The sequence below is a fragment of the Nitratireductor luteus genome (assembly GCF_026162365.1).
Taxonomy (GTDB): domain Bacteria; phylum Pseudomonadota; class Alphaproteobacteria; order Rhizobiales; family Rhizobiaceae; genus Chelativorans; species Chelativorans luteus.
In genome coordinates, this window is the sequence record NZ_JAOANW010000016.1 from 100,378 (window position 1) to 124,338 (window position 23,961).

The 23,961-nt window shown below is 62.6% G+C and carries 28 protein-coding genes; 24 read left to right on the plus strand and 4 right to left on the minus strand.

Annotation, left to right across the window (positions count from 1 at the left end; all coding sequences use genetic code 11):
• Positions 1-92 precede the first annotated feature (92 nt).
• From N1058_RS20430 to N1058_RS20520, 19 genes are all read left to right on the plus strand, one after another.
• Positions 93-1,193 (plus strand): chemotaxis protein, encoded by a 1,101-nt coding sequence (locus N1058_RS20430; RefSeq protein WP_265519445.1) that lies wholly within the window; start codon positions 93-95, stop codon positions 1,191-1,193.
• The gene (gene fliK / locus N1058_RS20435) at positions 1,190-2,467 is read left to right on the plus strand and encodes a flagellar hook-length control protein FliK (protein ID WP_265519446.1); all 1,278 of its coding nucleotides are present in this window, start codon (positions 1,190-1,192) and stop codon (positions 2,465-2,467) included. The genes N1058_RS20430 and fliK overlap by 4 nt, the downstream gene beginning before the upstream one ends.
• Positions 2,436-2,987: a transglycosylase SLT domain-containing protein gene (locus N1058_RS20440; RefSeq protein WP_265519447.1), complete on the plus strand. Its 552-nt coding sequence runs from the start codon at positions 2,436-2,438 to the stop codon at positions 2,985-2,987. Before fliK ends, N1058_RS20440 begins: the two co-directional genes overlap by 32 nt.
• 137 nt (positions 2,988-3,124) lie before the next feature.
• Complete coding sequence (locus N1058_RS20445; protein ID WP_265519448.1) at positions 3,125-3,796, plus strand: response regulator transcription factor; 672 nt, start codon at positions 3,125-3,127, stop codon at positions 3,794-3,796.
• Positions 3,797-3,917: 121 nt separating this feature from the next.
• Positions 3,918-5,177: a flagellar hook protein FlgE gene (locus N1058_RS20450; RefSeq protein ID WP_265519449.1), complete on the plus strand. Its 1,260-nt coding sequence runs from the start codon at positions 3,918-3,920 to the stop codon at positions 5,175-5,177.
• A gap of 47 nt (positions 5,178-5,224) precedes the next feature.
• A complete protein-coding gene (gene flgK, locus N1058_RS20455) occupies positions 5,225-6,685 on the plus strand; it encodes a flagellar hook-associated protein FlgK (RefSeq protein WP_265519450.1) in 1,461 nt (486 codons plus the stop codon).
• 5 nt (positions 6,686-6,690) lie between these two features.
• Positions 6,691-7,740 carry a flagellar hook-associated family protein gene (locus tag N1058_RS20460; RefSeq protein ID WP_265519451.1) on the plus strand — a complete coding sequence of 350 codons (1,050 nt, stop codon included), beginning with the start codon at positions 6,691-6,693 and terminating at the stop codon, positions 7,738-7,740.
• Positions 7,741-7,766: 26 nt separating this feature from the next.
• Positions 7,767-8,114 (plus strand): flagellar biosynthesis regulator FlaF, encoded by a 348-nt coding sequence (gene flaF, locus N1058_RS20465; RefSeq protein WP_265519452.1) that lies wholly within the window; start codon positions 7,767-7,769, stop codon positions 8,112-8,114.
• The gene (gene flbT, locus N1058_RS20470; protein WP_265519453.1) at positions 8,111-8,548 is read left to right on the plus strand and encodes a flagellar biosynthesis repressor FlbT; all 438 of its coding nucleotides are present in this window, start codon (positions 8,111-8,113) and stop codon (positions 8,546-8,548) included. The genes flaF and flbT overlap by 4 nt, the downstream gene beginning before the upstream one ends.
• Position 8,549: 1 nt before the next feature.
• The gene (gene flgD, locus N1058_RS20475; RefSeq protein ID WP_265519454.1) at positions 8,550-8,945 is read left to right on the plus strand and encodes a flagellar hook assembly protein FlgD; all 396 of its coding nucleotides are present in this window, start codon (positions 8,550-8,552) and stop codon (positions 8,943-8,945) included.
• Positions 8,946-8,948: 3 nt separating this feature from the next.
• Positions 8,949-9,215 carry a flagellar biosynthesis protein FliQ gene (gene fliQ / locus N1058_RS20480; RefSeq protein ID WP_265519455.1) on the plus strand — a complete coding sequence of 89 codons (267 nt, stop codon included), beginning with the start codon at positions 8,949-8,951 and terminating at the stop codon, positions 9,213-9,215.
• Between the two features lie 72 nt (positions 9,216-9,287).
• Complete coding sequence (gene flhA / locus N1058_RS20485) at positions 9,288-11,375, plus strand: flagellar biosynthesis protein FlhA (protein ID WP_265519456.1); 2,088 nt, start codon at positions 9,288-9,290, stop codon at positions 11,373-11,375.
• Between the two features lie 7 nt (positions 11,376-11,382).
• Positions 11,383-12,129, plus strand: coding sequence for a flagellar biosynthetic protein FliR (fliR, locus tag N1058_RS20490; RefSeq protein ID WP_265519457.1), 747 nt, complete (start codon positions 11,383-11,385; stop codon positions 12,127-12,129).
• Positions 12,130-12,131: 2 nt separating this feature from the next.
• A complete protein-coding gene (locus N1058_RS20495; protein WP_265519458.1) occupies positions 12,132-12,515 on the plus strand; it encodes a hypothetical protein in 384 nt (127 codons plus the stop codon).
• Positions 12,516-12,587: 72 nt separating this feature from the next.
• The gene (locus N1058_RS20500) at positions 12,588-13,115 is read left to right on the plus strand and encodes a rod-binding protein (RefSeq protein ID WP_265519459.1); all 528 of its coding nucleotides are present in this window, start codon (positions 12,588-12,590) and stop codon (positions 13,113-13,115) included.
• Positions 13,116-13,172: 57 nt separating this feature from the next.
• Positions 13,173-13,571, plus strand: a complete 399-nt coding sequence (locus tag N1058_RS20505; RefSeq protein WP_265519460.1) for a hypothetical protein — start codon at positions 13,173-13,175, stop codon at positions 13,569-13,571.
• Positions 13,572-13,577: 6 nt separating this feature from the next.
• Positions 13,578-14,063 (plus strand): hypothetical protein, encoded by a 486-nt coding sequence (locus N1058_RS20510; RefSeq protein ID WP_265519461.1) that lies wholly within the window; start codon positions 13,578-13,580, stop codon positions 14,061-14,063.
• Between the two features lie 374 nt (positions 14,064-14,437).
• Positions 14,438-14,890: a MarR family winged helix-turn-helix transcriptional regulator gene (locus N1058_RS20515; RefSeq protein ID WP_265519462.1), complete on the plus strand. Its 453-nt coding sequence runs from the start codon at positions 14,438-14,440 to the stop codon at positions 14,888-14,890.
• 187 nt (positions 14,891-15,077) lie between these two features.
• Positions 15,078-15,359 (plus strand): SCP2 sterol-binding domain-containing protein, encoded by a 282-nt coding sequence (locus N1058_RS20520; RefSeq protein WP_265519463.1) that lies wholly within the window; start codon positions 15,078-15,080, stop codon positions 15,357-15,359.
• A gap of 45 nt (positions 15,360-15,404) precedes the next feature.
• Here the strand turns inward: N1058_RS20520 and N1058_RS20525 are convergent, their stop codons facing one another.
• Both N1058_RS20525 and odc2 read right to left on the minus strand, forming a co-directional pair.
• The gene (locus tag N1058_RS20525; RefSeq protein ID WP_265519464.1) at positions 15,405-15,971 is read right to left on the minus strand and encodes a GNAT family N-acetyltransferase; all 567 of its coding nucleotides are present in this window, start codon (positions 15,969-15,971) and stop codon (positions 15,405-15,407) included.
• Between the two features lie 66 nt (positions 15,972-16,037).
• A complete protein-coding gene (gene odc2, locus N1058_RS20530) occupies positions 16,038-17,171 on the minus strand; it encodes an ornithine/lysine decarboxylase (RefSeq protein WP_265519465.1) in 1,134 nt (377 codons plus the stop codon).
• 566 nt (positions 17,172-17,737) lie between these two features.
• Here odc2 and N1058_RS20535 point away from each other — a divergent pair.
• The 4 genes from N1058_RS20535 (at position 17,738) to N1058_RS20550 (ending at position 21,588) form a co-directional block, all read left to right on the plus strand.
• The gene (locus N1058_RS20535) at positions 17,738-18,934 is read left to right on the plus strand and encodes an amidase (protein ID WP_265519466.1); all 1,197 of its coding nucleotides are present in this window, start codon (positions 17,738-17,740) and stop codon (positions 18,932-18,934) included.
• On the plus strand, positions 18,934-19,836 hold the full coding sequence (locus tag N1058_RS20540; protein ID WP_265519467.1) for a LysR family transcriptional regulator: 903 nt from the start codon (positions 18,934-18,936) through the stop codon (positions 19,834-19,836). The genes N1058_RS20535 and N1058_RS20540 overlap by 1 nt, the downstream gene beginning before the upstream one ends.
• A 104-nt stretch (positions 19,837-19,940) precedes the next feature.
• The gene (locus N1058_RS20545) at positions 19,941-20,579 is read left to right on the plus strand and encodes a DUF1007 family protein (RefSeq protein ID WP_265519474.1); all 639 of its coding nucleotides are present in this window, start codon (positions 19,941-19,943) and stop codon (positions 20,577-20,579) included.
• The gene (locus N1058_RS20550; RefSeq protein ID WP_265519468.1) at positions 20,572-21,588 is read left to right on the plus strand and encodes a nickel/cobalt transporter; all 1,017 of its coding nucleotides are present in this window, start codon (positions 20,572-20,574) and stop codon (positions 21,586-21,588) included. The genes N1058_RS20545 and N1058_RS20550 overlap by 8 nt, the downstream gene beginning before the upstream one ends.
• Here N1058_RS20550 and N1058_RS20555 read toward each other — a convergent pair.
• Together N1058_RS20555 and N1058_RS20560 are read right to left on the minus strand one after the other, a co-directional pair.
• On the minus strand, positions 21,585-21,800 hold the full coding sequence (locus N1058_RS20555; protein WP_265519469.1) for a hypothetical protein: 216 nt from the start codon (positions 21,798-21,800) through the stop codon (positions 21,585-21,587). The genes N1058_RS20550 and N1058_RS20555 overlap by 4 nt on opposite strands.
• A complete protein-coding gene (locus tag N1058_RS20560) occupies positions 21,797-22,483 on the minus strand; it encodes a GNAT family N-acetyltransferase (RefSeq protein WP_265519475.1) in 687 nt (228 codons plus the stop codon). The genes N1058_RS20555 and N1058_RS20560 overlap by 4 nt, the downstream gene beginning before the upstream one ends.
• Before the next feature lie 86 nt (positions 22,484-22,569).
• On the opposite strand from N1058_RS20560, the gene N1058_RS20565 reads away from it, so the two are divergent.
• Positions 22,570-23,769, plus strand: a complete 1,200-nt coding sequence (locus N1058_RS20565; protein ID WP_265519470.1) for a pyridoxal phosphate-dependent aminotransferase — start codon at positions 22,570-22,572, stop codon at positions 23,767-23,769.
• Positions 23,770-23,961: the final 192 nt, after the last annotated feature.

The following is a 23,961-nucleotide window of genomic DNA, read 5'->3' on the forward strand; positions in this document are numbered from 1 at the left end:
GCTGCCGCGGCATTTTCCTCGCGCCTTGCCTTGTGCTGCTGGGCTTGACGCTGGCACCGGGCGCGCAGGCCGGTGCCCTGCAGCCATATCAGATGGTCCGCTCACTCCAGGTCGTTCAGGACAAGATTGCCGATGGCGACCACGCGGCGCTGCCCATGCAGCGCAAGCTGCTTGGCATTATCGACGAGAAATTCCGCGCCGCCGAAGCCGCGGACTTTCAAGATTCGCGAAACTTCAACGCGCTCCTCATCTACGGAACCAGCGGCGGCAATCCCGCGACGCTCGCCAGCGTCGTTTCACGGCTTGAGCTGGAAGGCGACCGCGACCGGTTGGGCAGGGGCGTCGTCAGCTATTCGCTCGGCGACTTGGCCTCGGCGCGCGAAGCTCTCGACGGTTTCGACCCGCGCGAAGTCGACGGCGACCTGGCGGCTCCGCTGGCGCTCGTCGCCGGTGCGCTGCATGTGCGCGACGATCCCCACCGGGCTCTCGACCTGTTTGACGAGGCTCGGCTTCTCAGCCCCGGCACGCTGATCGAGGAAGCAGCGCTTCGCCGCTCCGTGGAGCTTGCCGCCCACATTCACGACATGACGCGCTTCGCCAGCGTTTCGATGCAGTATGTACGGCGTTTCCTCGGTTCCCCCTATGCCAGCCAGTTCGCCGAGGCATTCGTTAGCGGTGTGATCGAGATGCACGAAACTGCGGACCTGGCCCTGGTCAAGCGTGTCATCGGTGCCATGGAGGGTGAGCGGGCGCAGGTGATCTACCTTCGCATCGCGCGCAAAAGCGCAATCGAAGGGTATGACCGGCTCCTTGCTTTCGCCTCCGACAATGCTGAAGCCTATGCCGAAGGCGGCGAAGCCGGGCCGGACCCCCGCGCCGTGCTCTACGCGAACGTCGCCTCCGTGACTTCCGAGAATGTCGGCAGCGTTCTGGAGACATTGAAAGGGCTCGACGAGCGGCAGCTTTCCGCCAACGACCGCCAGCTACTGCAGGCGGCTCGCGCCATTGCCGAGCGGGTCGTGTCCCCACCGGACACAAATGCATCCGCGCCGGCCATTGAAGAAGTCGCTGAAGCAACCGAGACCGAAGCGACGGAAGAAGCGACGGCTGCCGACGAGAGCGAAGCATTCTTCGCGGCGGCTCGGGACAAACTCAAATCCGTGGATGCCTTGCTCGGCGAGGATAAGGAATGACAGACGCGATCAGAACGAATGTGCTTGCCGTCATGGGCCGATCCCGCGATGTCCCCCGCAATGCGGAAAGCGGCACCACGTTGGCGGACCTTTTTAGCAAGGAACTGGGCGACAACATCCCCCGCAAGGAGAGCGATCCTCCCACTCTGCCCCAGGATGCGGCACAGCCCAAGGCCGATCTGAAACTGTCCGACCTTTTCCAGAAGCTCGATCTGCCGGAAGATGCCGGACAGGACGAAGCGACCGAGATCGAGCTGCCAGTCCCTCCTATCGAAGCCGGCGATACGGAAAACCAACAGTCGAGCATGCCTACGGCGGGCGCGTCAGCAGCGGAGGTAAAGGGCAATCTTGCACCGACTGTCGGCCCTGCCCGCGGTCAATCCGATCAGCCGAAAGCCGATCCCGCCGGCGAGGAGGCTGAGCAGGCAAGGCAGCCCGGCGACCATACGCAGGCATCTCAGGTGACCGCCAGACCCGGCGCGCAAGCAGCGAAATCAATCAGCGGGCCTTCCGAGATACGAGAAGCATTGGTTCTCCCTCAAACCCGCTCGGGTGATGCTGAAAACACGCAGCGACAGGGCGCTGTGGCGGTAGGCGACAAAATTGCAGCGGCGGCGGGCAAATCCGGATCGGCTGGCGACATGACGGAAGACCGCTCCGACCAGCGTCAGCAGGGCGGAAATGGCGAGAATGCGAAGGCATTTCGCGTAGTGAGCGTGCAGTCCGCACCGGCACCGGCTGCCGTGACGGTTTCGACAAGTCCAACCGGGACCGCGCTTGTCGGGACGCTCAACGCTGATCCGGGGTTTGCGGCAGCCGCAGCGGAAGCGGCACGGATCGCGGCCTCCGGCGGCGAGCGGCCGACCGGTCCGCTTCACACGCTGAAAATCCAGCTTCACCCGGCAGAGCTGGGCGCCGTGACGGCCAAGCTCAGCCTGTCGGGAGAGCAACTCATGGTAGAAATACAGGTCGACAACGCCGATGCCCGCCAACGGCTGAACGCGGACGGCGACTCCATGCTCCGGGCCTTGCGGGCGATGGGCTACGAAGTCGACCGCATCCAGATTTCGCAGAACGCCAGCAACGGCGCTCCGGCTGCCGGCAATCAGCCCAGCGGCCGCGAGCCCTCGCTGCGGCAGAGCACCGGCGGGGATCGCCAATCGGGCAGCGGTGCGAACGGCGAAGGGAATTCCGGCCACGGCCGAAAAGCAGCGGACCGCCATAGCGGCGAGATGAGGAACAATGATCCTTCGGGCGGTGATCTTTACATCTAGCCTCATCGTCGCAGCAGGGACCGCGCACGCCAATCCCTGCGAAGCGGAGATCCTGCGGGCCTCGTCGAAATACCATATCCCCGCCGGCATCCTGTACGCCGTAGGTCTTACGGAGACCGGCGTTCGCGGCAGCCTGCAGCCCTACGCGCTGAACATCGAGGGCAAGGCTTTTTTCCCAAAAAGCCGTGGCGAGGCGCAGGCGGCTTTCACTGAGGCCAAGGCTCGGGGAAAGACACTGATCGACCTTGGCTGCATGCAGGTCAACCATCACTATCACGGCGCCGAGTTCCGGTCCGTCGTCGAAATGCTCGACCCGCACAAGAATGTCGACTATGCCGCGCGCTTCCTGGTAAGGCTGAAGCAGAGGCACGCGACATGGTCCATGGCCGTCGCCCGCTATCATGCCGGCCCCGACAACGACCCCGCCCAGAAGCGCTATATCTGCCGGGTCATCGCCAACATGGTCGCCACCGGTTTCGGACAATGGACGAACCGGGCACGAGATTTCTGCAACCGATAGGCGAGTTTCATTCGCCGGAAGGCCCCGTCATACCCGTACTCGAACCTCTCGAATAATTAAATATTAAAAATAATTGTTGTCTCCGATTCGTTCGACCTTGTACCTCTTGTACAGGAAGTGATTCGGAGGGCGGGCCGATGATTGTAGTGGTGGACGAGCGTGAGCTCGTAACCGAGGGGTATAACTCACTTTTCGGACGAGAAGGGATCGCGACGGCGAGTTTCGGTCCCGGCGAGTTCGGCGAATGGGTCGAGACTGTCGCGGAAGACGATTTGAAAGCCGTCAGCGCGTTTCTGCTCGGCCAGTGTGAGACAGGTGACTTGCCGGCGCGGCGCATTCGCGGCCGGTCGAACGCGCCGGTCATCGCCCTTGCCGAACAGAACTCACTGGAAGATACGCTTCGCTTGTTTGAATCCGGCGTCGACGACGTCGTTCGCAAGCCGGTGCATGTGCGGGAGATCATGGCTCGCATCACGGCGATCAGCCGGCGCGCGCAGGCCATGGAGCCCAACTATACGGAAGTTGGCGCGATGCGCATCTTTGCCGACGGGCGCGATCCCGAGATCGACGGCAAGCCACTGCCGCTGCCCCGCCGCGAGAGGCGCATTCTGGAATATCTGGCAGGCAATGCCTCGCGCAGGGTGACCAAGACCCAGATATTCAACGCCATCTACGGCATCTTCGACGAGGACGTCGAAGAGAACGTCGTGGAGAGCCATATCTCGAAGTTGCGTAAGAAGCTGCGCACGAAGCTCGGTTTCGATCCCATCGATTCCAAACGCTATCTCGGCTACCGGCTGGTCGTGTGATGGCGGTCGCGGTTGTAGCCGCGACCGTTCCTGTGGGCAGGCTTTTGGAGGCCAGCTTCGCACAAGTCACAGACGCTATCCTCTCCCCGATAATCGGCGTGGAATACGAGGAGAAGTCCCGATGAGCCTTTACGGCATGATGCGAACCGGCGTTTCCGGCATGAATGCCCAAGCGAACCGCTTGTCGACGGTCGCCGACAATATCGCCAACTCCAGCACCAATGGCTACAAGCGCGCCAAGACGGAATTTTCCACGCTCGTCGTGCCGAGTACAGAGGGCGCCTATAATTCCGGCGGCGTCACCACGACCGTGCGCAATGCGGTCTCCACCCAGGGCGTGCTGCAATACACCACGTCAGTCACGGACCTTGCCATCCAGGGCCAAGGCTTCTTCGTCGTGCAGGACCCCGGCGGGCAGCCGTTTCTGACCCGCGCCGGTTCCTTCGTCCTCAACAGCGAAGGCCAGATGGTTAATGCGGCCGGGCTGAAGTTGATGGGCTACAGCTTTGCCGATGGTGAACCAACGGCGACGGCCAACGGTTTCAACGGTCTTGAGCCCGTGACGGTCGCACAGGCCGAACTTGTCGCCACGCCGTCCCGCAACGGCTTGCTGAAGGCGAACCTGCCGGCTGATGCCGCCGTCGTCGCACCGGCCAATCTGCCGTCCGCCAACGCCGCAACCGCCGAATACTCGGCCAAGACATCGATGGTCGCCTACAACAATCGCGGCGAACAGATATTGCTGGATGTCTACTTCACCAAGACCGGAACCGATGCTTGGGAGGTGGCCGTTTATAATCGCGCCGATGCCGCACCCAATACCTCGTTCCCCTACGCTTCGGGTGCGCTGGCAACCCAGAGCCTGACCTTCGACCCTGCGAACGGCAAGCTCGACGGCGCGAGTGCCACCGACATCACCGTGCCGGTGCCCGACGGCGATAATCTGGAGATCGACCTGTCCTCGATGACCCAGCTCGCGGTCGATTTCGAAGTGCTCGATGCGGAAGTCGACGGCGCCGCGCCGAGTGCGATTGAAAGCGTCGAGATCGGCACGGATGGCGTCATCTATGCCCAGTATGCGGACGGCTCTTTCCGTCCGATGTACAAGATACCGGTGGCCTCGGTGCCGAGCCCGGACCAACTGCAGGTCATATCGGGCAACCTCTTCGCCGCCAGTCCCGAATCGGGTGCCGTGCGCATGGGCTTTGCCGGTCAGGCTGGGCTGGGCGAGATGGTCTCCGGCGCGCTGGAGAACTCCAATGTCGACATCGCCGAGGAACTGACGAGCATGATCGAGTCGCAGCGCAGCTACACGGCGAATTCCAAGGTGTTCCAGACCGGATCGGATTTGATGGAGCTCCTGGTCAACCTCAAGAGGTAGCCGGGGGCGCGAAAAATTCGCGCAAGGAAGGTCGTTAAGGAGATGAAATGTCGCTCACCACTGCTTTGAGTATCGCACAGTCGGCGCTATTCAATACGTCTCGGCAGACGAGCGTCGTTTCCCGCAACATCTCGGAGGCGTCCAATCCAGATTATGCGCGACGCAACGCGATCCTTTCGAGCACGGGAGCCGGTGCGCGCGTCGCCGAGGTCCGCAGGGCAACCAACGAAATCCTCTTCCGGCAAAATCTGTCGGCGATATCGAGCTGGCAGGCGCAATCCGGCCTTTCTCGCGGCCTCGACACGTTGCAGCTCCAGATCAACGGCGTCGACAACGCCACCTCGCCTGCGGCGTCGCTCGGTCAGCTCATTCAGGCGCTGGAAACCTACGCGGCAACGCCCTCCAACAAGACGCTAGCGGAAAACGCCGTCAACGCGGCCCGCAGCACTGTCCGCACCCTGAACAGTGGCACGGCCGCCGTCCAGTCTTTCCGCGCCGATGCCGATCGGGAAATCGCGCAATCGGTCGAGGAGTTGAACCGCCTCCTGGCCGACTTCGAAAGTGTGAACAGGCAGATCGTCACCGGCACACGCATGGGGCGCGACGTCAATGATGCGCTGGACCAGCGTGAAGCGCTCCTGAAAAAGATCGCCGAATATGTCCCTGTATCCACCATCAGGCGCGGCGACAACGACATGGTGGTCATGACGCACGACGGCGCGACCCTGTTCGAAACCGTCGCCCGCCCGATAACGTTCGCCCAGACAGAAACCTATACCGCCAGCACGAGCGGCAATCAGGTTTATGTCGACGGCGTGCCGCTTAGTGCCGGCTCCGGAGGCAACACCACCGCGACCGGCAGGCTGGCGGCCCAGTTGCAGCTTCGCGATACGGTAGCGGTGCAGATGCAGCAACAACTCGACGAGGCCGCGCGCGGGCTGATCACGGCTTTTGCTGAGACCGACCCGAACGGCGTCCTCGCAGATGCCGCCGGTCTGTTCACCTGGTCGGCCGGGCCGAGTCTCCCGGCATCCGGCACTCTGATCGATGGCCTCGCCGGCACCATTACCGTGAACGCTGCCATGGATTCCACGCAAGGCGGCGATCCGGAACTGCTCCGGGATGGCGGCGCGAATGGCGCTGCCTATGTCCATAACGGCACCGGCGGCGCCTCGTTTTCGGACCTGCTTCTGGCCTACACAGCCAAGCTCGACGAACCCATGGCCTTCGATCCGGCGGCTTCACTTGGCGCTTCCATGAGCCTTGGCGCATTCACCTCCGGCTCCATCAGTTGGCTCGAAAGCCTGAGGCGAGAAGCTTCCACTGGCGCCGAGGCCAAGGAAGCATTCATCACCCGGACCGAGGCGGCGCTTTCCAACGAAACCGGGGTCAATATCGATGAGGAAATGGCGTTGCTTCTCGACCTCGAGCATTCCTATCAGGCTTCCGCGCGGCTCATGAGCGTCATCGACGAGATGCTGGGCACCTTGATATCGATTGCGAGGTAGCCGTCATGAAAACCTCCTTCATTTCATCCCATGCCATGTCGCACTCCATGCGCAGCCAGATGATGCGCATGCAGGTGGAACTTGCACAGAAACAACAGGAAGCCACTACAGGCCGCGTGGCCGATGCAGGCGTCGCGCTCGGCGCGCGGGCGGGTTACAGTTTTTCCATGGCGCGTGACATCGAGCGCTACGAAGGACTGCTCGATTCCAACAGCGTGGCGGCTAACCGGCTGGGCGCCACACAGAACTCGCTTCAGCAGCTCAGCGACATCGGCTCGGAGTTTCTTTCCACACTGACGGCGGCCGTTTCGGGCGTAGACGACACCGCTATCGTACGCACAAGCGCCGAGCGCGTTCTGGAATCGGTAACCAGCATCCTCAACAGCAATCTCAACGGCGAATACCTGTTCGCAGGCATCAATACGGACGTGAAGCCGATCAACGACTTCACCGCGCCGGGCGCGCCCAACAAGGCCCAGTTCGACGCCGACTTCTTCGGCTATTTCGGCTTTGGGCAGACTGACCCGGCGGCGGCCAATATCACCGCCGCCCAGATGAACGACTTCCTGAGCACGGTGCTGGAACCAAGCTTCATGGGCACCGGCTGGCAGGCCACATGGTCGAACGCTTCCAACGAGACGATCACCAGCCGCATCACACAGAACGAAACTGCCGAGACGTCCACGACGGCAAACAGCACCGGCATGCGCAAGTTGGCGCTGGTCGCCGCGTCACTGTCCGACCTCCTCGAGGGGTCTCTCAACGCCGAGGCCCGCGCCGCGCTCTATCAGCGATCGACGGCCCTGATCGGCGAAGCCGTCGCCGACATTGCCAAGACCCAGTCGGAAGTGGGCGTGGCCGAGAACCGCATCCAGGATGCCAACGAACGCGTCTCCGCGCAGATCGATCTCTTCAAGACCTTCATCACCGACCTCGAAGGCGTCGACGCCTTTGAGGCGGCGACAAAGGTCAACGAGCTTCTCACCCAAATCGAAACCTCCTACGCGCTTACAGCGCGCATCCAGCAGTTGAGCCTGCTCAACTACCTGTCGTAACCGTCAGCAAGCGAGATCGCAGACCCATGTATCAATTTTCCTACAGCGAGGTTCAGACAGATTCCGTCGCCGACGCGAAGGACCGGGAACGCCAGCTCCTGACACGATCGATCGACCTGCTGACCGCTGCCCGCGAGGCGGGAGTTGAGTCCCGGGAATCCATCGAGGCCGTCCTGTTCATGAACCGGGTCTGGACCTCGCTGATCGAGGATCTGGGCAACCCGGACAACGAATTGCCGAAGGAATTGCGGGCCAATCTCATCTCCATCGGCCTCTGGCTGCTGCGCGAAGGCGAGGAAGTGCGCCAGGGTCGCTCCAACAATTTCGACGGCCTGATCGAGGTCTCGCAGATCATACGTGACGGCATGAGATGAAAAACACGCTCAAGATCTCGCTGAAGGCGAACGAGAAGATCTATGTGAACGGCGCGGTCATCAAGGCCGACCGCAAATGCTCGCTGGAATTCCTCAACGACGTCCAGTTCCTGCTGCAGAACCATGTTCTGCAGCCCGAGGATGCGAGCACGCCGCTGCGCCAGCTCTATTTCGTCGTCCAGATCATGCTGATGAACCCGGAAGGTGCCGAGGCAACGCGAACGGTGTTCAGGCAGACCATCGCCAATCTGCTTAAGGCCTTCAAGGACCAGGACATTCTCGTCGAGCTCAAGGACATCGATACGCTCGTCTGCGAAGGCCAGGTCTACGACGCGCTGAAGGCGATCCGCGCGCTATACCCTCTCGAGGCCGACATTCTCGGCCGCGAGGACGACGACACACAATTTGCCTTCGCCAGGGCCGTGGGAGAATAGGATGAACGTATCCAATGTGACGCTTGACGCCGGAGCGGCAACCAACCCCGCCCAATCCTCCGGGCAGGCGGTCGACTACCAGTCCTTTCTCAAGCTGCTGGTGGCGGAGATGAAGAACCAGGACCCGACGAGCCCGATGGAATCCACCGACTATGTGGCGCAGCTGGCTACGTTCTCGCAGGTCGAGCAGTCGGTCCAGATCAACTCGAAGCTCGACCAGATCCTGCAGGCGTCCTCGCTGTCGCAGGCCAGCGGCCTGATCGGACGACAGATCACTTCCGCGGACGAAAGCCAGACAGGCATCGTGAAGGAAGTGCGCCTTTTCAGCGACGGCGTGGTCGCCGTTCTGGAAAGCGGCGAAAAAGTCGTCGTCGGCCCCGGCGTGTCGATACGCTAGCCTATGAACGAAGCCGACGCCCTCGATATCGTTCAGTATGCCATCTGGACCGTGCTGGTGGCATCCGGGCCGGCTGTTATCGTGGCGATGGTTGTCGGCGTGGGCATAGCGCTCGTCCAAGCCCTGACCCAGGTGCAGGAAATCACGCTTACCTTCGTGCCCAAGATCGTGGCTATCCTGCTTGCTGTCGCCTTTTCCGGCCCCTTCGTCGGCTCGCAGATATCCTCCTTCACTACGGTGATTTTCCAGCGCATCGAGAGCGGATTCTAGGCAGGTCGGAAAGGCTTCCTCCGCCTTCGCGCAAGCTTGAGCCCATAATGTGCCGCCATTCAGGAGGCAGAAATGGCGCTCAGCGAAGTCATCGCCGGTACCGAAACCCGCAAGCATAGCCGCGACATCGGCTTTGCCGTCGGCATCATCATCATTCTGGCGGTCCTGTTCCTGCCGGTTCCGGCATTCCTGATCGATGTCGGCCTGGCGTTCTCCATCGCTTTTTCCGTCCTTATCCTGATGGTGGCGCTGTGGATTCCGCGCCCGCTCGACTTTTCGTCGTTTCCTACCATCCTGCTGATCGCGACGATGATGCGGCTTTCACTCAATATCGCGACCACCCGCATGATCCTGTCGGAGGGTCATGAAGGCACCAATGCGGCGGGATTTGTGATCGGTGGCTTCTCGCAGCTCGTCATGAGCGGCGACTTCGTCATAGGTCTGATCGTCTTCCTGATCCTGATCGTGGTGAACTTCGTCGTCATCACCAAGGGCTCGACCCGCATCGCCGAAGTGGGCGCGCGCTTCACCCTCGACGCCATCCCCGGTAAGCAGATGTCCATCGACGCGGACCTGTCGGCCGGCACCATCGACGACAAGGAGGCCCAGCGCCGCCGGCACGAGCTGGAGGAGGAAAGCTCCTTCTTCGGCGCCATGGACGGCGCCTCGAAATTCGTGCGCGGCGATGCCGTGGCTGGTCTCATCATCACCGCCATCAACATCGTCGGCGGCATCGCCATCGGCTATTCCCGCCACGACATGGAGATCGGAGAAGCCGCCGACGTCTTCACCAAGCTCTCGGTGGGCGACGGCCTGGTTTCGCAGATCCCGGCGCTGATCGTCTCGCTGGCCGCCGGCCTGCTGGTGTCGAAGGGCGGAACCCGCGGCGCGGCCAACCAGGCGGTCTTCGGCCAGCTCGGAGCGCATCCGCGCGCGCTTGTCGTTGCGGCCTTGCTGTTGGCGGTGATCGGGCTGATGCCGGGACTTCCGGCGATACCCTTCCTGGCGCTGGCCGGGCTGCTGGCCGGCCTCGGCTACGTCCTGCCGCGCCGCGAGCGGCAGCGGGAGGAGGAAGCCAAGGCCGCCGTGCGTGAAAAGGAGCAATCTGTCGTCGACGAGGAACAGAATTCGGTCAAGGCCTCGCTCAAGACGGCCGAGATCGAACTGCTCATCGGCAAGCAGTTGTCGACGAAGCTCCTGGCCTCCCACCAGGAGCTGGCCTACCGCATGAACAAAATGCGCAAGAAGTTCGCCACGCAGTACGGCTTCGTCGTGCCCGAGGTGCGGCTGGCCGACGACTACGCCATCTCGCCGAAAAGCTATCAGATCAAGATCCACGGCACCGTCGTCACCGAACACCAGCTCCGGGTCGGCGAATTGATGGTGCTGCTCGGCGGCAAGCCCGCACCCGAAATGCCGGGCGAGGAGGTCAAGGAGCCCGCTTTCGGCATGCGCGCCTACTCCGTGCCGGAAATGTTTGCCGAGGATCTGAAGCGCGAGCAACTGCCCTTCGCCGACAACATGTCGGTGCTGCTGACGCATCTGAGCGAGGTTATCCGCAACAATCTGCCCCAGCTTCTGTCCTACAAGGACATGAAGGCGCTGATCGAACGGCTCGATCCCGAATACCGCAAGCTCGCCGACGAGATCTGCACCTCGCACATCACCTATCCGGGCCTGCAGGCCGTGCTGAAGCTGCTGCTTGCCGAGCGCATCTCCATCCGCAACCTGCATCTCATCATCGAGGCCATTGCCGAGATCGCGCCGCATATCCGACGCACCGAGCAGATCGTCGAGCACGTGCGCATCCGCATGGCCCAGCAGATCTGCGGCGACCTGAGCGAAGGCGGCGTGCTCAAGGTGCTGCGCCTCGGCAATCGCTGGGACCTTGCCTTCCACCAGAGCCTCAAGCGTGATGCCAAGGGCGAAGTCCGCGAGTTCGACATCGACCCGCGCCAGCTCGAGGAATTCGGCCAGGAAGCGGGCAAGGCAATCCGCAGCCATCTCGACACCGGCGCGCGTTTCATTCTCGTCACCGCGCCCGAGGCCCGTCCCTATGTGCGTATGATCGTCGAAAGGCTGTTCCCGACGCTGCCCGTTCTCAGCCACGTCGAAATCGCCAAGGGAGTGGAACTGAACGTGCTCGGCGCGATCTCGTGACCTGAGGATGATCGAAACCGCCGTCCTCGCCGCCTTTCTCGCCTTCTGCCGCATCGGCGCCTGCTTCATGTTCCTGCCGGGGCTGGGAAGCGCGCGGGTGCCGCCGCAGATCAGGCTCTTCGTGGCCGTCGCCGCCTCGCTGGCGCTCCTTGTGCATCTTTGGGAGGTCATCGTGCCGCACGTGACGCGCCAGCCGGGTCCGCTGCTGCTTCTCATCGGCTCGGAGCTGCTGATCGGCTCGCTGATCGGCCTGGTCGCCCGCTACTACGTGCTCGCCCTGCAATTCATCGGTTCGGCAATCGCCATGATGACAGGCTTCGGCATGGCCGGCGGCGGGCCGGCCATCGAGGAGCAGGAGCCCCAGCCTGCGATCGGCGCGCTGATATCCTTCTCGGCGCTCATGCTGCTCTTCATCCTGGATTTTCACCACGCAATTATCGGTGCGTTGGTCGGTTCCTACCGCCTTGCCCCCATCGACGCACTATTCGATGCGCAGTCGGCGCTGGTCGATCTTACCGACACGCTCTCGGAAGCCTTCTTCGTCATGATCCGGCTCGGCAGCCCTTTCGTCGCCTACGCGATCCTGGTCAATCTGGCGATCGGTTTCATCAACAAGCTCACGCCCCAGATACCGATCTACTTCATCTCCCTGCCCTTCGTGATCGCCGGTGGCCTGCTGCTTCTCTATATCGCCAGCGGCACGTTCCTCAGCTTGTTCGCTGACGGCTTCTTTCCCGCAACGGTGGGGCGATAGGCATGACGCACGATAGTAGAAAGCGGCTGGCCCGCCTCGTCACCCTGCAGGAAAGGCTCAAGGAACTCCACGAGGCCCGCCGTGCCGGCCACCTGCGCGAGGCGGCGGCGGCCGAAGAAGAGATGCGAGAGCTTGCGCGCCGCTTTGACGAACCGGAATCCCTTTCGAGCCTTTTCCCGGAGCTTTACCACGCCCGCATCGCCCGCGCCTCGGCCCGCGTGGACGCCAACCGGCTGGAGGCGGAAGCAGAAGCCCGAAACGTGGCGGCCAGCGACGCCCGCGCCACCGTTGCCAGCCGTGCCCATGGCGAAGCTGCGCGAAAGGACGAGCGCGAGACGGAGGAAAAAGGAATGCTGGAAATGCTCCAGCACCGCATAAAGCCTTGAAGCGACGTGGCGCAAGCCTGCCGCAAGCTTATCCTGAGATAGTCGATGCAACGAGATCAGGAAAGGTTCCCAGTGGCCGTTTCACTCCCCGGCGATATCGTGCTGGACATTGCTCGCGCAGCCGACCCGCAAAAGGTCGCCGCAGCGCGGGCCAAGCTGCAGGCAGTCGCCGGCGGCAGTACGCCAGCCACCACGTTCCAGGTTGCAACGGAGGCGCACCCCGCTCCCCGGGCGACTGCGCACGCGGCCGTGCCGGAGCACTTCGTGCAGTTCGAATCCATGGTGCTGCAGAACTTCCTGACGACCATGCTGCCGGAGGACAATGCGGCCGTATTCGGCAAGGGCCTGTCAGGCGAGATGTGGCGCACGATGCTGGCTCAGCAGATCGGCGAAGCGATGGCCCGCCAAGGCGGTATAGGCATCGCCGAGCGCGTGCTGGGCGACCATCTTCTCGAGGACGGCAAGAAGGTCCCGATAGCCGGCGTCACGGCGGGCCCGGCAGCCAAAGAGGCCGCCGAACAGTCAGCCCTTTCCACGGCGATGATCGAGCAACTGGAACGAACGATGGCGAGGTCCCTCGCCGCCGATGACGAAACGTAGACCCGCGGCGGCACCAGCCCCGCGGACATAAAACAAGTGACGTCTGCCATGTATGACATGACCACAATCACGACCTCCGCTCCCGCAACCGATGATCAGCGCGCGCCCCTGCAGGCAGCGAGCCTGCTGGCGCTCATCGAACGTATCGCCGAGAACGTGGACGCGGAAACCGAGGCCCTGCGGGACGATCCGAAATTCGACCTGAAGAGCTCCAACGTACGAAAAAGCCGCCATCTCTACGAGCTTGGCCGGGCTTTCAAGAACGTGAATCGCGATGAGCTCGGCCCCCAGCACCATGAAGCCATGGCCGTTCTGCGTACGAGGCTGCAACGCAACGAGGCGGCCATAAAAGCCCATTTGAGCGCGGTGAGCGAGATAGCCTCCATTATCCAGGATGTGATCGAACGCGCCCAAGCGGACGGCACCTATTCCGCCAACGCCTTCGCTGCGGGCTGATCATCGATGATGAAATTCATCTTCGTCGCCATATGGATCAGCGGGGCCACTTTGGGCTCCGTTTTCTACTCATTCCAGCTCGCCCAGGCGCGCAAGAACGCCGAGCCTCTGCCGGCCTTTTTCGGTGGGCTCGACTATGTGCGCAGCGGCGTGATTTCCGTGCCGGTGGTCAAGGACGGGGGCGTCGGCGGCTATTTCCTGACACGTCTGGTGTATACGGTCGAGCCGGAGAAGATGAAGGTGCTGACACTGCCGGCCGAAGTGCTGATGGTCGACCAGCTCCACGCCTATCTTTACGCCAACCCGCAGATCGACTTTTCGGCGCAGGAGACCGTCGATCTCGACGCCTTCAGAAACGGCATTCGCGACAGCATAAATGCGCGCGTCGGCGAAAAACTGGTACACGATGTTATGATCGAACAGATCGACTACCTGTCCAAGTCCGACATCCGCGACAACGCCATCCGCCGCCGCATCGGCCCCGGCGAATGAGCCGGCAGCCCCCGTACATGTAAGCCTATGCGGCAAACCTGTTCATAAACATCGCATTTACGCCATATTCTGACGGCAACAGCCTCCATATATCGATTCCGAATTCGATTGTTTCAGTCCGCAGTGCGCAATTTTGGCGCTTGCGGGGTTTTTTCAGTTTAAAGGCGCGTTTGGCGCCTATTTTAGCGATAGGGTATCAGTTGACCAATTATACGCGAGAGGCCGTTCATCCGCCCCGCCTGCAAGAGCCTGCAACCAATTCCCAAATCATGGGCCAGGAAGATGGCAGGACAGAGCAGGACGCGGACCGTGCACCGTGTTGCAGCGCGGGAGCGCATGGCGATCTGTGTGTGGACCGCACCTTGCTGCCTTGCATGACGTCCATTCTCGATCACAAGCTGCGCAGGGCCCAGCTTCTGGTGTTTCAGGATTTCGCCGCAACTTTCTCGAAGCTCAGGCTGCGTCCGGCCGAGTTCTCGGTGCTTGCCATGATCGCCAAGCATCCGGGGCAGAAGCAGACCACGATCGCCGAGGGCCTCGGCATCAAGCGCGCGAACTTCGTGGCGCTGATGGACAGCCTGGAGCGGCGCGGCCTGGCCGAGCGCCGCAAGGGCGAGCATGATCGCCGTTCGCACTCGCTTCATCTTACCGAGGAGGGCACCCGGTTCGTCGAGGGCATGACTCAGCTCTGGTCCGAGCACGAGGATCGCCTCGTGGCCAGGCTGGGCGGCGTGGAAAACCGGGAGCGTTTGATCACGCTTCTCGACAAGCTCCTGTGCGGCGCGCCGCCGCTCGCGGACGATCCGGACCAGCCCGAAGCACATTGACGTAAACGTAATCCAACTGCTATTGCGTCTGCACTTCGCGCCGGCTGGACGGGCGCGAAGTGCAGCAAGGCGGGCACTGCTCACAACGCACCGCAACCACGACCCGACGGCCTTTCGGCCGGGCGCTGTGGAATAATGAAAACACGCATCGCGCCCCTGGTGGATCGATGCTCCAGGAGTTGTGAACATGGGAATGGACGAGATTGCCGCGAAAATGCAAGAGCGTGTTTCGGGCACCGATTTCAACAGCTCTGTTAAGTTCGATTGCGGAGACGACGGTGCCATCGTGATCGACGGCGACAAGGCGGCGGTCTCGGATGCAGCGGCCGACTGCATCATCAGCCTGTCGAAGGAAGATCTGGAATCGCTGGTGGCCGGCGACCTTGACCCGACCTCGGCCTTCATGCAGGGCAAGCTCAAGGTCGATGGCGACATGTCAGTCGCCATGCAGTTGAGCCAGGTTCTCTGATACTCCCGCAATGCAAAGCGGCTTCCCGGCGGGTAGACGCTTTGCCTATGCGGCGAGGTGCTTCCGCCGGAGCTTGCGTCCGGCGGCCCTCAGTGTCCCGGCCTCACCCTCCAGCGCGCCTTTCACAAGTTCGAGCGCCAGAAAGCGCTCGCGCTCATAGGGTCCTGGCATGGAGAGCCGGCCGGTGATCTCGGCCGAAAAGCCAAAGCGGGAATAGTAGGGGGCATCGCCCACCAGCAGGATGGCTCTGTGGCCCAGGCGGCGAGCCTCTTCGACGGCCCGCTCCATCAGCATATGGCCGATACCCGCGCCCTTCATCGAAGGCTCCACGGCAAGCGGGCCAAGAAGGAGCGCCCTGCCGCCTTCCGCACCGATGCGCACGTCCCACAGCCGCACGGTGCCCACCAGAACGCCGCTGCCGTCGTGAGCGGCGAAGGCCAGGCCGGGCGAAGGCAGCCACCCCCGGCGCAGCTTCTCGGACGACTTCTTCCTGCGCTTCGGCCCCATGGCGCGATCGAGCAGCGCCTCGCGGGCAGCCGCGTCGCGGGCTTCTTCCTGCGCGATGATGAATTCGGCCGTGCACCGGCCGGGATTGACGGCTGCATGAACCATCGGTCCGTTCCCCGAGATGAAGCGTTGAGATCGCTGGCGGCATGAATGCCGCCGGCAGGTTCCCTGTCAGATCACATAGGCCTTCAAGGGCTCGAAGCCGTTGAAGGCAACAGATGCATAGGTGGTGGTATAGGCCCCCGTGCCTTCGATCAGGACCTCGTCGCCGATCGTCAGCGCCAGCGGCAGCGGATACGGCGTCTTCTCATAGAGCACATCGGCCGAATCGCAGGTCGGCCCGGCAAGGACGCAAGGAGCCGTCTCACCGCCGTCGCGCGGCGTGACGAGCGGGTAGCGGATGGCCTCGTCCATCGTCTCGGCCAGCCCGCCGAATTTGCCTATGTCGAGATAGACCCAGCGTATATTGTCGTTTTCCGCCTTGCGGGAGATCAGCACGACCTCCGACTTGATGACGCCGGCGTTCCCGACCATGCCCCGGCCCGGCTCGATAATCGTCTCGGGGATACGGTTGCCGAAATGCTTGCGCAGCGCCGAGAAGATGGCCTGGCCATAAGCCTGTGCCGCCGGCACGTCGCGCAGGTAGCGCGTCGGGAAGCCGCCGCCCATATTGACCATCTTCAGCGTGATGCCCTCCTCGGCCAGCGTGCCGAACACCCACTGCGCGTCAGCCAGGGCGCGATCCCAGGCATCGAGATCCGTCTGCTGCGAACCCACATGGAAGGATACGCCATGGGCGTCGAGACCGAGGGACTTGGCGTGGCGCAGCACGTCGACGGCCATCGCCGGCGCACAGCCGAACTTGCGGGACAGCGGCCATTCCGCGCCCGCGCCATCCGTCAGGACGCGGCAGAAAACGCGTGCGCCGGGCGCCTGGCGGGCGATCTTGTCGACCTCCTCCACGCAATCGACGGCGAATAGGCGTATGCCCAGCTCATGGGCACGGGCGACATCCCGTTCCTTCTTGATCGTATTGCCGTAGGAAATACGGCCAGGTGCGGCGCCCGCGTCGAGCGCCATTTCGATCTCGGCAACGGAAGCCGTGTCAAAGGACGAGCCAAGCGAAGCCAGAAGGCGCAGGATTTCCGGCGCGGGATTAGCCTTCACGGCGTAGAATATCCTGGAATCCGGAAGGGCCTTCTCGAAGGCGAGATAGTTGTCGCGCACGACGTCGAGGTCGACGACGAGGCACGGCCCGTCGGGGCGTCGGGTGGCGAGGAAATCGAGGATGCGCTGCGTTGCCATCGGGGTCTCTCCATCGGCGGCTGGGCCTTGTCTATGGCCGGGAAGCCGCCCCGTTCGAAGCTCAAGCTCTGCGCGACCTTTCGGGCCACGCGGTGGACAAAGGAGCGCGGATGAGCGCCAGCCATGGACCGGAGGGTGGAAATCACCAGGCCAGGTTGCGTATCACGCGCGACGTTGAGCGCACGCCTGTTACGGCGAATGCTCGCTTTGTCTGCCTCAGCTTTGGATGGGGAAAACCCGCTCCGCACTGCCGGCAATGAAGGTGTGCCTCTTCAGTAACCCCGGTTTTTGGACAACCGGCAGACACCAGAAAGGCCCGCACCGTCGTTGCTTCAAGATGTCCTCGATCTTTCGGTTGGCCGTAAGATCGACTGGAGCGGTTAGGTCCAGGTACCGTACCGGTTTCCTCGCCATTTCGAGGCCCGGCGGACACCCACAGGCACGTGCGACTTTGGGCAAGCGCGATATAGGCGCGTCGGCTGTCACAATCAACGAAAAATCACGGACTTCTTGAAAAAAATCTCGCGAACGCCGATGGTCCCCCGAACGATGCATATGGAGGAAAGATGACCTCGACCCGGGACCCGCTGAACGCCTTCCTCGACTATCCGGATGTCCCGGTACCGAACGCCCGGAACGGGCCGCTGCGCGGCCTCGGCCTCGGCGTCAAGGATATTTACGACGTGGCCGGTCTTCCGACCGGTGGCGGCAATCCGCGCCGGGAAGAGATCGCCGGCGTCGCCGCGAACACTGCCCCGGCCATCCGCACGCTGCTCGACGCTGGCGCGCGCTTCATCGGCAAGACCCAGACCGACGAGCTCACCTATTCGATGATCGGCATGAACGCGCACTTTCCGGTACCCGTCAATCCGCGCGCGCCCGACCGCGTCACCGGCGGCTCGTCGTCGGGTTCTGCCGCGGCCGTGGCCGGCGGGCTGGCCGATGTCGCCGCCGGCTCCGACACCAACGGCTCGATAAGAGCCCCGGCCTCCTTTTGCGGACTGATCGGCCTTCGCACCACCCACGGCCGCATCCCGCTCGACGGCACGATGCCGTTGGCGCCTTCCTTCGACACTTTCGGCTGGTTCGCACGCGACGCCGAAACCTATGCGGCTGTCGGCGAGGTGCTTCTGAGTGAAGACACGCACAACATGGAGTTGGTCCGCCCCGTCCGCATCCGCGAGATCGAGGCGCTTCTGTTCGGCGAGGAGGAACGCCGCGCTTATGCCCAACTCCTCGGCAAGGTTCTCAACCATTTCCAGCGCGATGCCATCTATCTCGGCCTGCCGGGCGACACGGCGGAACTCTTCGAGCGTTTCAAGGAGATCCAGGCCTTCGAGGCGTGGCAGGTGCACGGCGAGTTCCTGTCGAACAACGATGCCGATCTCGGGCCGGGCGTGAAGGAGCGGTTCGCCTATGCCCGGTCGATGACCGAGGGACGTGCCGATGCGGCGCGCCAGCGCCAGCGCGATTTCCAGGCCGATATGGCCGCGCTTCTGGACGGCGACATGATTATCGTTATGCCTTCCCAGCCCTCGGCGGCACCCCTGAAGATCGCCAATCAGGATGAGCTGGAAAAATATCGGACCAAGGCGCTGACGATGACGTCCATTGCCGGCCTGCTCGGCCACCCGCAGATCACGCTGCCGCTGGGCGATGTCCACGGCGCGCCCTTCGGCATATCCCTGATGGGACCGGCCGGCAGCGACCGGCAGCTTATCCTGCTCGCCCAGGCCATCCTTTCGGCGACGGCGCAGCACTGATGGACACGCTGACCCGCATGCGCGCCTTCGTCGACGTCGTCGAGGCCGAGGGTTTTTCGGCCGCCGCCCGCAAGGTCGGCCGGTCGAAGGCGCTGCTTTCCAAATATGTGCGCGAACTGGAGGACGAGTTGGGCGCACTCCTTCTCAACCGCACCACGCGCAAATTCTCCCTGACCGAAACCGGCCATACCTATTACCGTCGGGTGACGGAGATTATCCGCGAGATCGACAGCCTTTCCGAAACGGTGCGAGATTCGGCCGGCGACATCAAAGGGCGGATCAAGCTGTCGGCGCCGCGCACCTTCGCCGATGCGCCCATCGGCCAGTCACTCATTGACTTCGCCGCCGCTCATCCGGAGATCACGCTCGACATCCATCTCGACGACCGCTTCGTCGATCTCGTCGAAGAGGGTTTCGATCTTGCGATCCGCATCACCAAGCTCGAAGATTCCTCTCTGATCGCCCGCCGGCTGGCGCCGTTCGCGGTGCCACTTTGCGCGTCACCGGCATTGATCGAGAAGAACGGCGTGCCGCAGGATCCCCGTGCCTTGCAGCATCTGCCCTGTATCATCGACACCAACAGCCGCTACCGCCACAACTGGATATTCCGGGATAAGGACGGGGCGCAGTTCACCGTGCCGGTGAACGGCCGCATGGAGGTCAACAGCCCCCTTGCCGTGCGTTCAGCGGTGGTGGCAGGCCTTGGCTTCGCGTTCCTGCCCGACTTCATCGCCGCGCCGGAGCTTGAAGCGGGGCGCCTCCAGCGGGTTCTCGACGACTGGCTCACCGATGGCGCCGGCATCTACGCCGTGTATCCCCACCGCCGCTACCTGCCAGGCAAGGTCCGCGCGCTGGTCGACTATCTTGCCCGGTGGCTCAAGGAAAACTGTCCTGACCGATAAATGTTCTGCGGTCCAAATTCTGCCTGCTTCGTGTTAAAGGAAGAGACTTGCGCAAATCGATGGGGCAATGGCTGATGATTCGTGGAAATACCGGCGTTTTGCCGATGCTTGCCGCTGCCGCATTGCTGGTGGCATCCGGCGGCACATCGCTTGCACACCCACATGTATTTGCCGAAGCCAGGCTCGACGTGACCGTCAACAATGACGGCAATGTTCAGGCCTTACGTCATCTCTGGCGCTTCGACGACCTCTTTTCGAGCACCGTGCTTGTGGAGTTCGACGCCAATCAGGACCTGAAGCTCGACGCCGACGAACTGGCGCAGGTGGCCGACACTGTATTCCAGTCACTGGCCGAGTTCGACTACTTCCAGATCGTCACCGCCAATGGGCGAGATGTCGCGATGTCCGCTCCCGAACGCATGATCGCGGATTTCACCGATAATCAGCTCATTATACTGTTCGAGTCTCAGCCGAAGGAACCCCTGCCTTTGAAAGGCAAACTGAATTTCGGCGTCTATGATCCGACCTTCTACACCGCCATAGATTTCATCGAGGATGAATATATGGGGGTCGAGAACATGCCCAGCGACTGCGAGCGGCAGGTCGTAAGGCCGGACGCCGATGAAGCCATTGCGCAAAACCAGGAAACCCTGACGGAAGCCTTCTTCAACGACCCGACCGGCAATGATCTCAGCAAAATCTTCGCGACGAAGCTGCAAATCTCCTGCACGGCCAATGGCTGACCGCCCTGCAACGTGGCGGCGTGCGGCGACCGGCCTCGCCGTGGCCGGACTGGCTGCAGCGATCCTGTCCTCGCCTGCCCTGGCACAAAGCTCATTGGGCATCGGCGCGGCCGAACCCTCCTTTGCGCCGACCGGCCCTCTCGCCAGCCTGCTGCAGTGGATCAACGTACAGCAACAAAGCTTCTACCGTGCCTTGACCGAGGCGCTGAAGGCGATGCGTCAGGACGGGTCCGGCCTGTGGATGCTCGTTGGCCTCTCCTTCGCCTATGGCGTCTTCCACGCCGCCGGCCCCGGCCACGGAAAGGCGGTCATCTCGTCCTACATGTTTGCCAATGAGGTGGCGTTGCGGCGCGGTGTCGTTCTTTCCTTCGCTGCGGCCGCGCTTCAGGCCCTGTCCGCCATCGTTTTGATGTCGACGGTATTTCTGGTCCTGCGCGGAACGGCGATCTCGATGACAGATGCAGCGTCCTTCCTCGAAACTGCCAGCTTCGCCCTCGTCGCCGCATTCGGTGCCTGGCTGCTCTGGCGGAAGATCATGCCCCTGATCAGGCCACGTCCAGCCGCGCATAGCCTGTCGGCGGCAAGCATCGACCACAACGACCACGACCATGCACATCACCACGCCGAAGGCGAAGTCTGCCCCTCATGCGGGCACAGCCACGCGCCCGATCCCGAGGCACTGTCGGACGGCAGCCTCGATTGGAAGACGGCCTGGTCGGCTGTCGCCGCGGTGGGTATCCGTCCCTGCTCCGGGGCGCTGATCGTCCTCACCTTTTCCTTCCTCAACGCGCTCTGGCTGGGCGGCATCATCTCCGTACTGGCCATGGCGCTCGGCACGGCGATCACCGTTTCCGCCCTCGCCATCCTGGCGGTCACTGCGAAGAATTGGGCAGTAGCGCTTGCGGGCGGCGGCAAGATGGGCAACGGCATTCACGCGGCGATAGAGATTGCCGGCGCGCTTGTCGTGTTCCTGCTGGGCCTCACACTGCTCGCGGCCAGCCTGTCTTAACCTCCGTTCCTTCGTCCACGGCGCTGCTGCCACCATGTGCGGGCCCAGAATATCAGGAAGAACAGCGCAACGAAGGCAACCGCGACAACGCCGGCCGCCACGGTCGAGAACTCGCCCACGGCAAGCATCACCCGAGGCAGAAAAAACGCCACGATCCCGAACCCGACGAGGATGACGGCCGCGGCGACAGCCGCTTCGCGATTGTCTTTCATGCGCTCTTCATATCCTTCTGGAATTGCGCAAGCGGTTTGAGCTGACGCCCCTCGGCATCGAAATTCTCCGGTGACAGCCACGCCTCATAGGCTCGCGCCAGAACCGGCCATTCATGGTCGAGTATGGCGTACCAGGCCGTGTCGCGGTTTTCACCCTTCACCACCATATGCTGGCGAAAGAGACCTTCATAGTGGAACCCGAAACGCTCGGCCGCCCGCTTCGATGGCTCGTTCTGATTGTTGCACTTCCACTCGAACCGGCGGTAGTCGAGCGTCCCGAAGAGAAGCTGCGCGGACAAATACACCGCTTCCGTGGCAAGGCGTGTACGGGCGACGTCGGGTCCCCAGTAGATGCTGCCGATCTCAGCCACGCCATGGACGGTGTCGATCCGCATCAGCGCCTGCCGCCCGCCGACCTTGCCGCTCGCCCGATCGATGACGGCGAAGAACAGGGGATCGGCGCTGGCGGCTGCCTTTTCAAGCCACAGCTGAAAGCCGTCACGGCTGACTGGTGGCTCTTCGAACAGCCAGCGAAAGCGCTGGTCAGCGTCCGCAACGTGGCACGCCTCGTACAGTCCGTCGCCATGGGCCAGCGGATCGAGCGGTTCGAGCCGCACATAGCGCCCTTCAAGCACCCCGCGCGCGGGCGCCTTCCGCGCAGTCCATTTCGACAGATCCTCGATCATCGGCCCGTTCCTTGATTTGACGTTTCCAGCGCCAAGCGTCACAAAAGCGCCCGCAAGGCAACAGAACCAGATGGAAACCGAAGATGCTCCACACAAATCCCGCTTTTGACCGCATCGGGGAGGAGAACGCGTTCGCCGTTCTGGCGAGAGCGACCGCATTGGCCCATCAAGGACGGGACATTATCAACCTGGGCATCGGCCAGCCCGATTTTCACACGCCCGAGCATATCGTGGAAGCCGCCGTTAAGGCGTTGCGAGATGGCCACCACGGCTACACGCCGGCAACCGGCATCCTGCCCGCCCGGGAAGCCGTGGCCCGGCGCACGCTCCTCACGACCGGGGTTGAGGTCTCGCCCGACAACATCATGATCCTGCCGGGCGGCAAGCCCACCATGTATGCCGCTATCGTCATGTTCGGCGAGCCGGGAGCAGAAATACTCTATCCCGACCCCGGTTTCCCCATCTACCGCTCGATGATCGAGTTCACCGGGGCAAAGCCGGTGCCGGTTCCCGTCCGCGAGGAGAACGGCTTCGCCTTCTCTGCCGAGGAGACGCTGTCGCTCATCACGCCGAAGACGCGCCTGCTGATCCTCAACTCCCCCGCCAATCCCACAGGCGGCGTCACCCCGCGCGATGAGATCGAGAAGCTGGTTGCGGGCCTGGCTCGGTTCCCCGATGTCGCCATCATGTCCGACGAGATTTACGACGTCATGACCTATGACGGTGAGGAAGCGACCTCCCTTCTGAAGTTCCCCGAAATCCACGACCGGCTGATCGTCCTCAACGGATGGTCGAAGACTTGGGCCATGACGGGGTGGCGGCTCGGCTGGTCCATCTGGCCGGACCAGCTTTATGACAAGGTGCGGAAACTGGCCGTCAACTGCTGGTCCTGCGTCAATGCGCCCGCCCAGTTCGCCGGCATTGCCGCCATCGACGGGCCGCAGGACGACGTCGAAAAGATGATGCACGCCTTCGATGCCCGCCGGCAGCTTGTGGTGGAAGGCCTGAACGGGCTGGAGGGTATCTCCTGCCGCACCCCCAAAGGCGCTTTCTATGCCTTCCCGAACATCAGCCAAACGGGCTGGAAGGCCAAGAAGCTCGCCTCCGCGCTGCTGGAGGAAGCAGGCGTCGCCCTCATCGGCGGCCCTGATTTCGGCATCCTCGGCGAAGGTTATATCCGTCTTTCCTACGCCAATTCAGAGGAGAACATCCTTCGCGCCATCGACCGCATCGCAGAGTTTCTGTCCCAGGCCGGACAGGCTAGCCCGAATCTCTCAAAGTAGGGGGTGCATCGGCTCCAAGAATTTGAGAAACTGCTTTTGCTACAAAGGCTTATCAGATTCAGGAAGTAACCGGGGCAAATTTCCGGGCAATGGGGGTTTGCATGCGAGCGCGTTTGTGATTCACGCTTTGCGTGGCTCTATTATCGAATGATTCTCTTGAAGGCTTGTCGCTGGCGGAACTGCGCGGGCTGG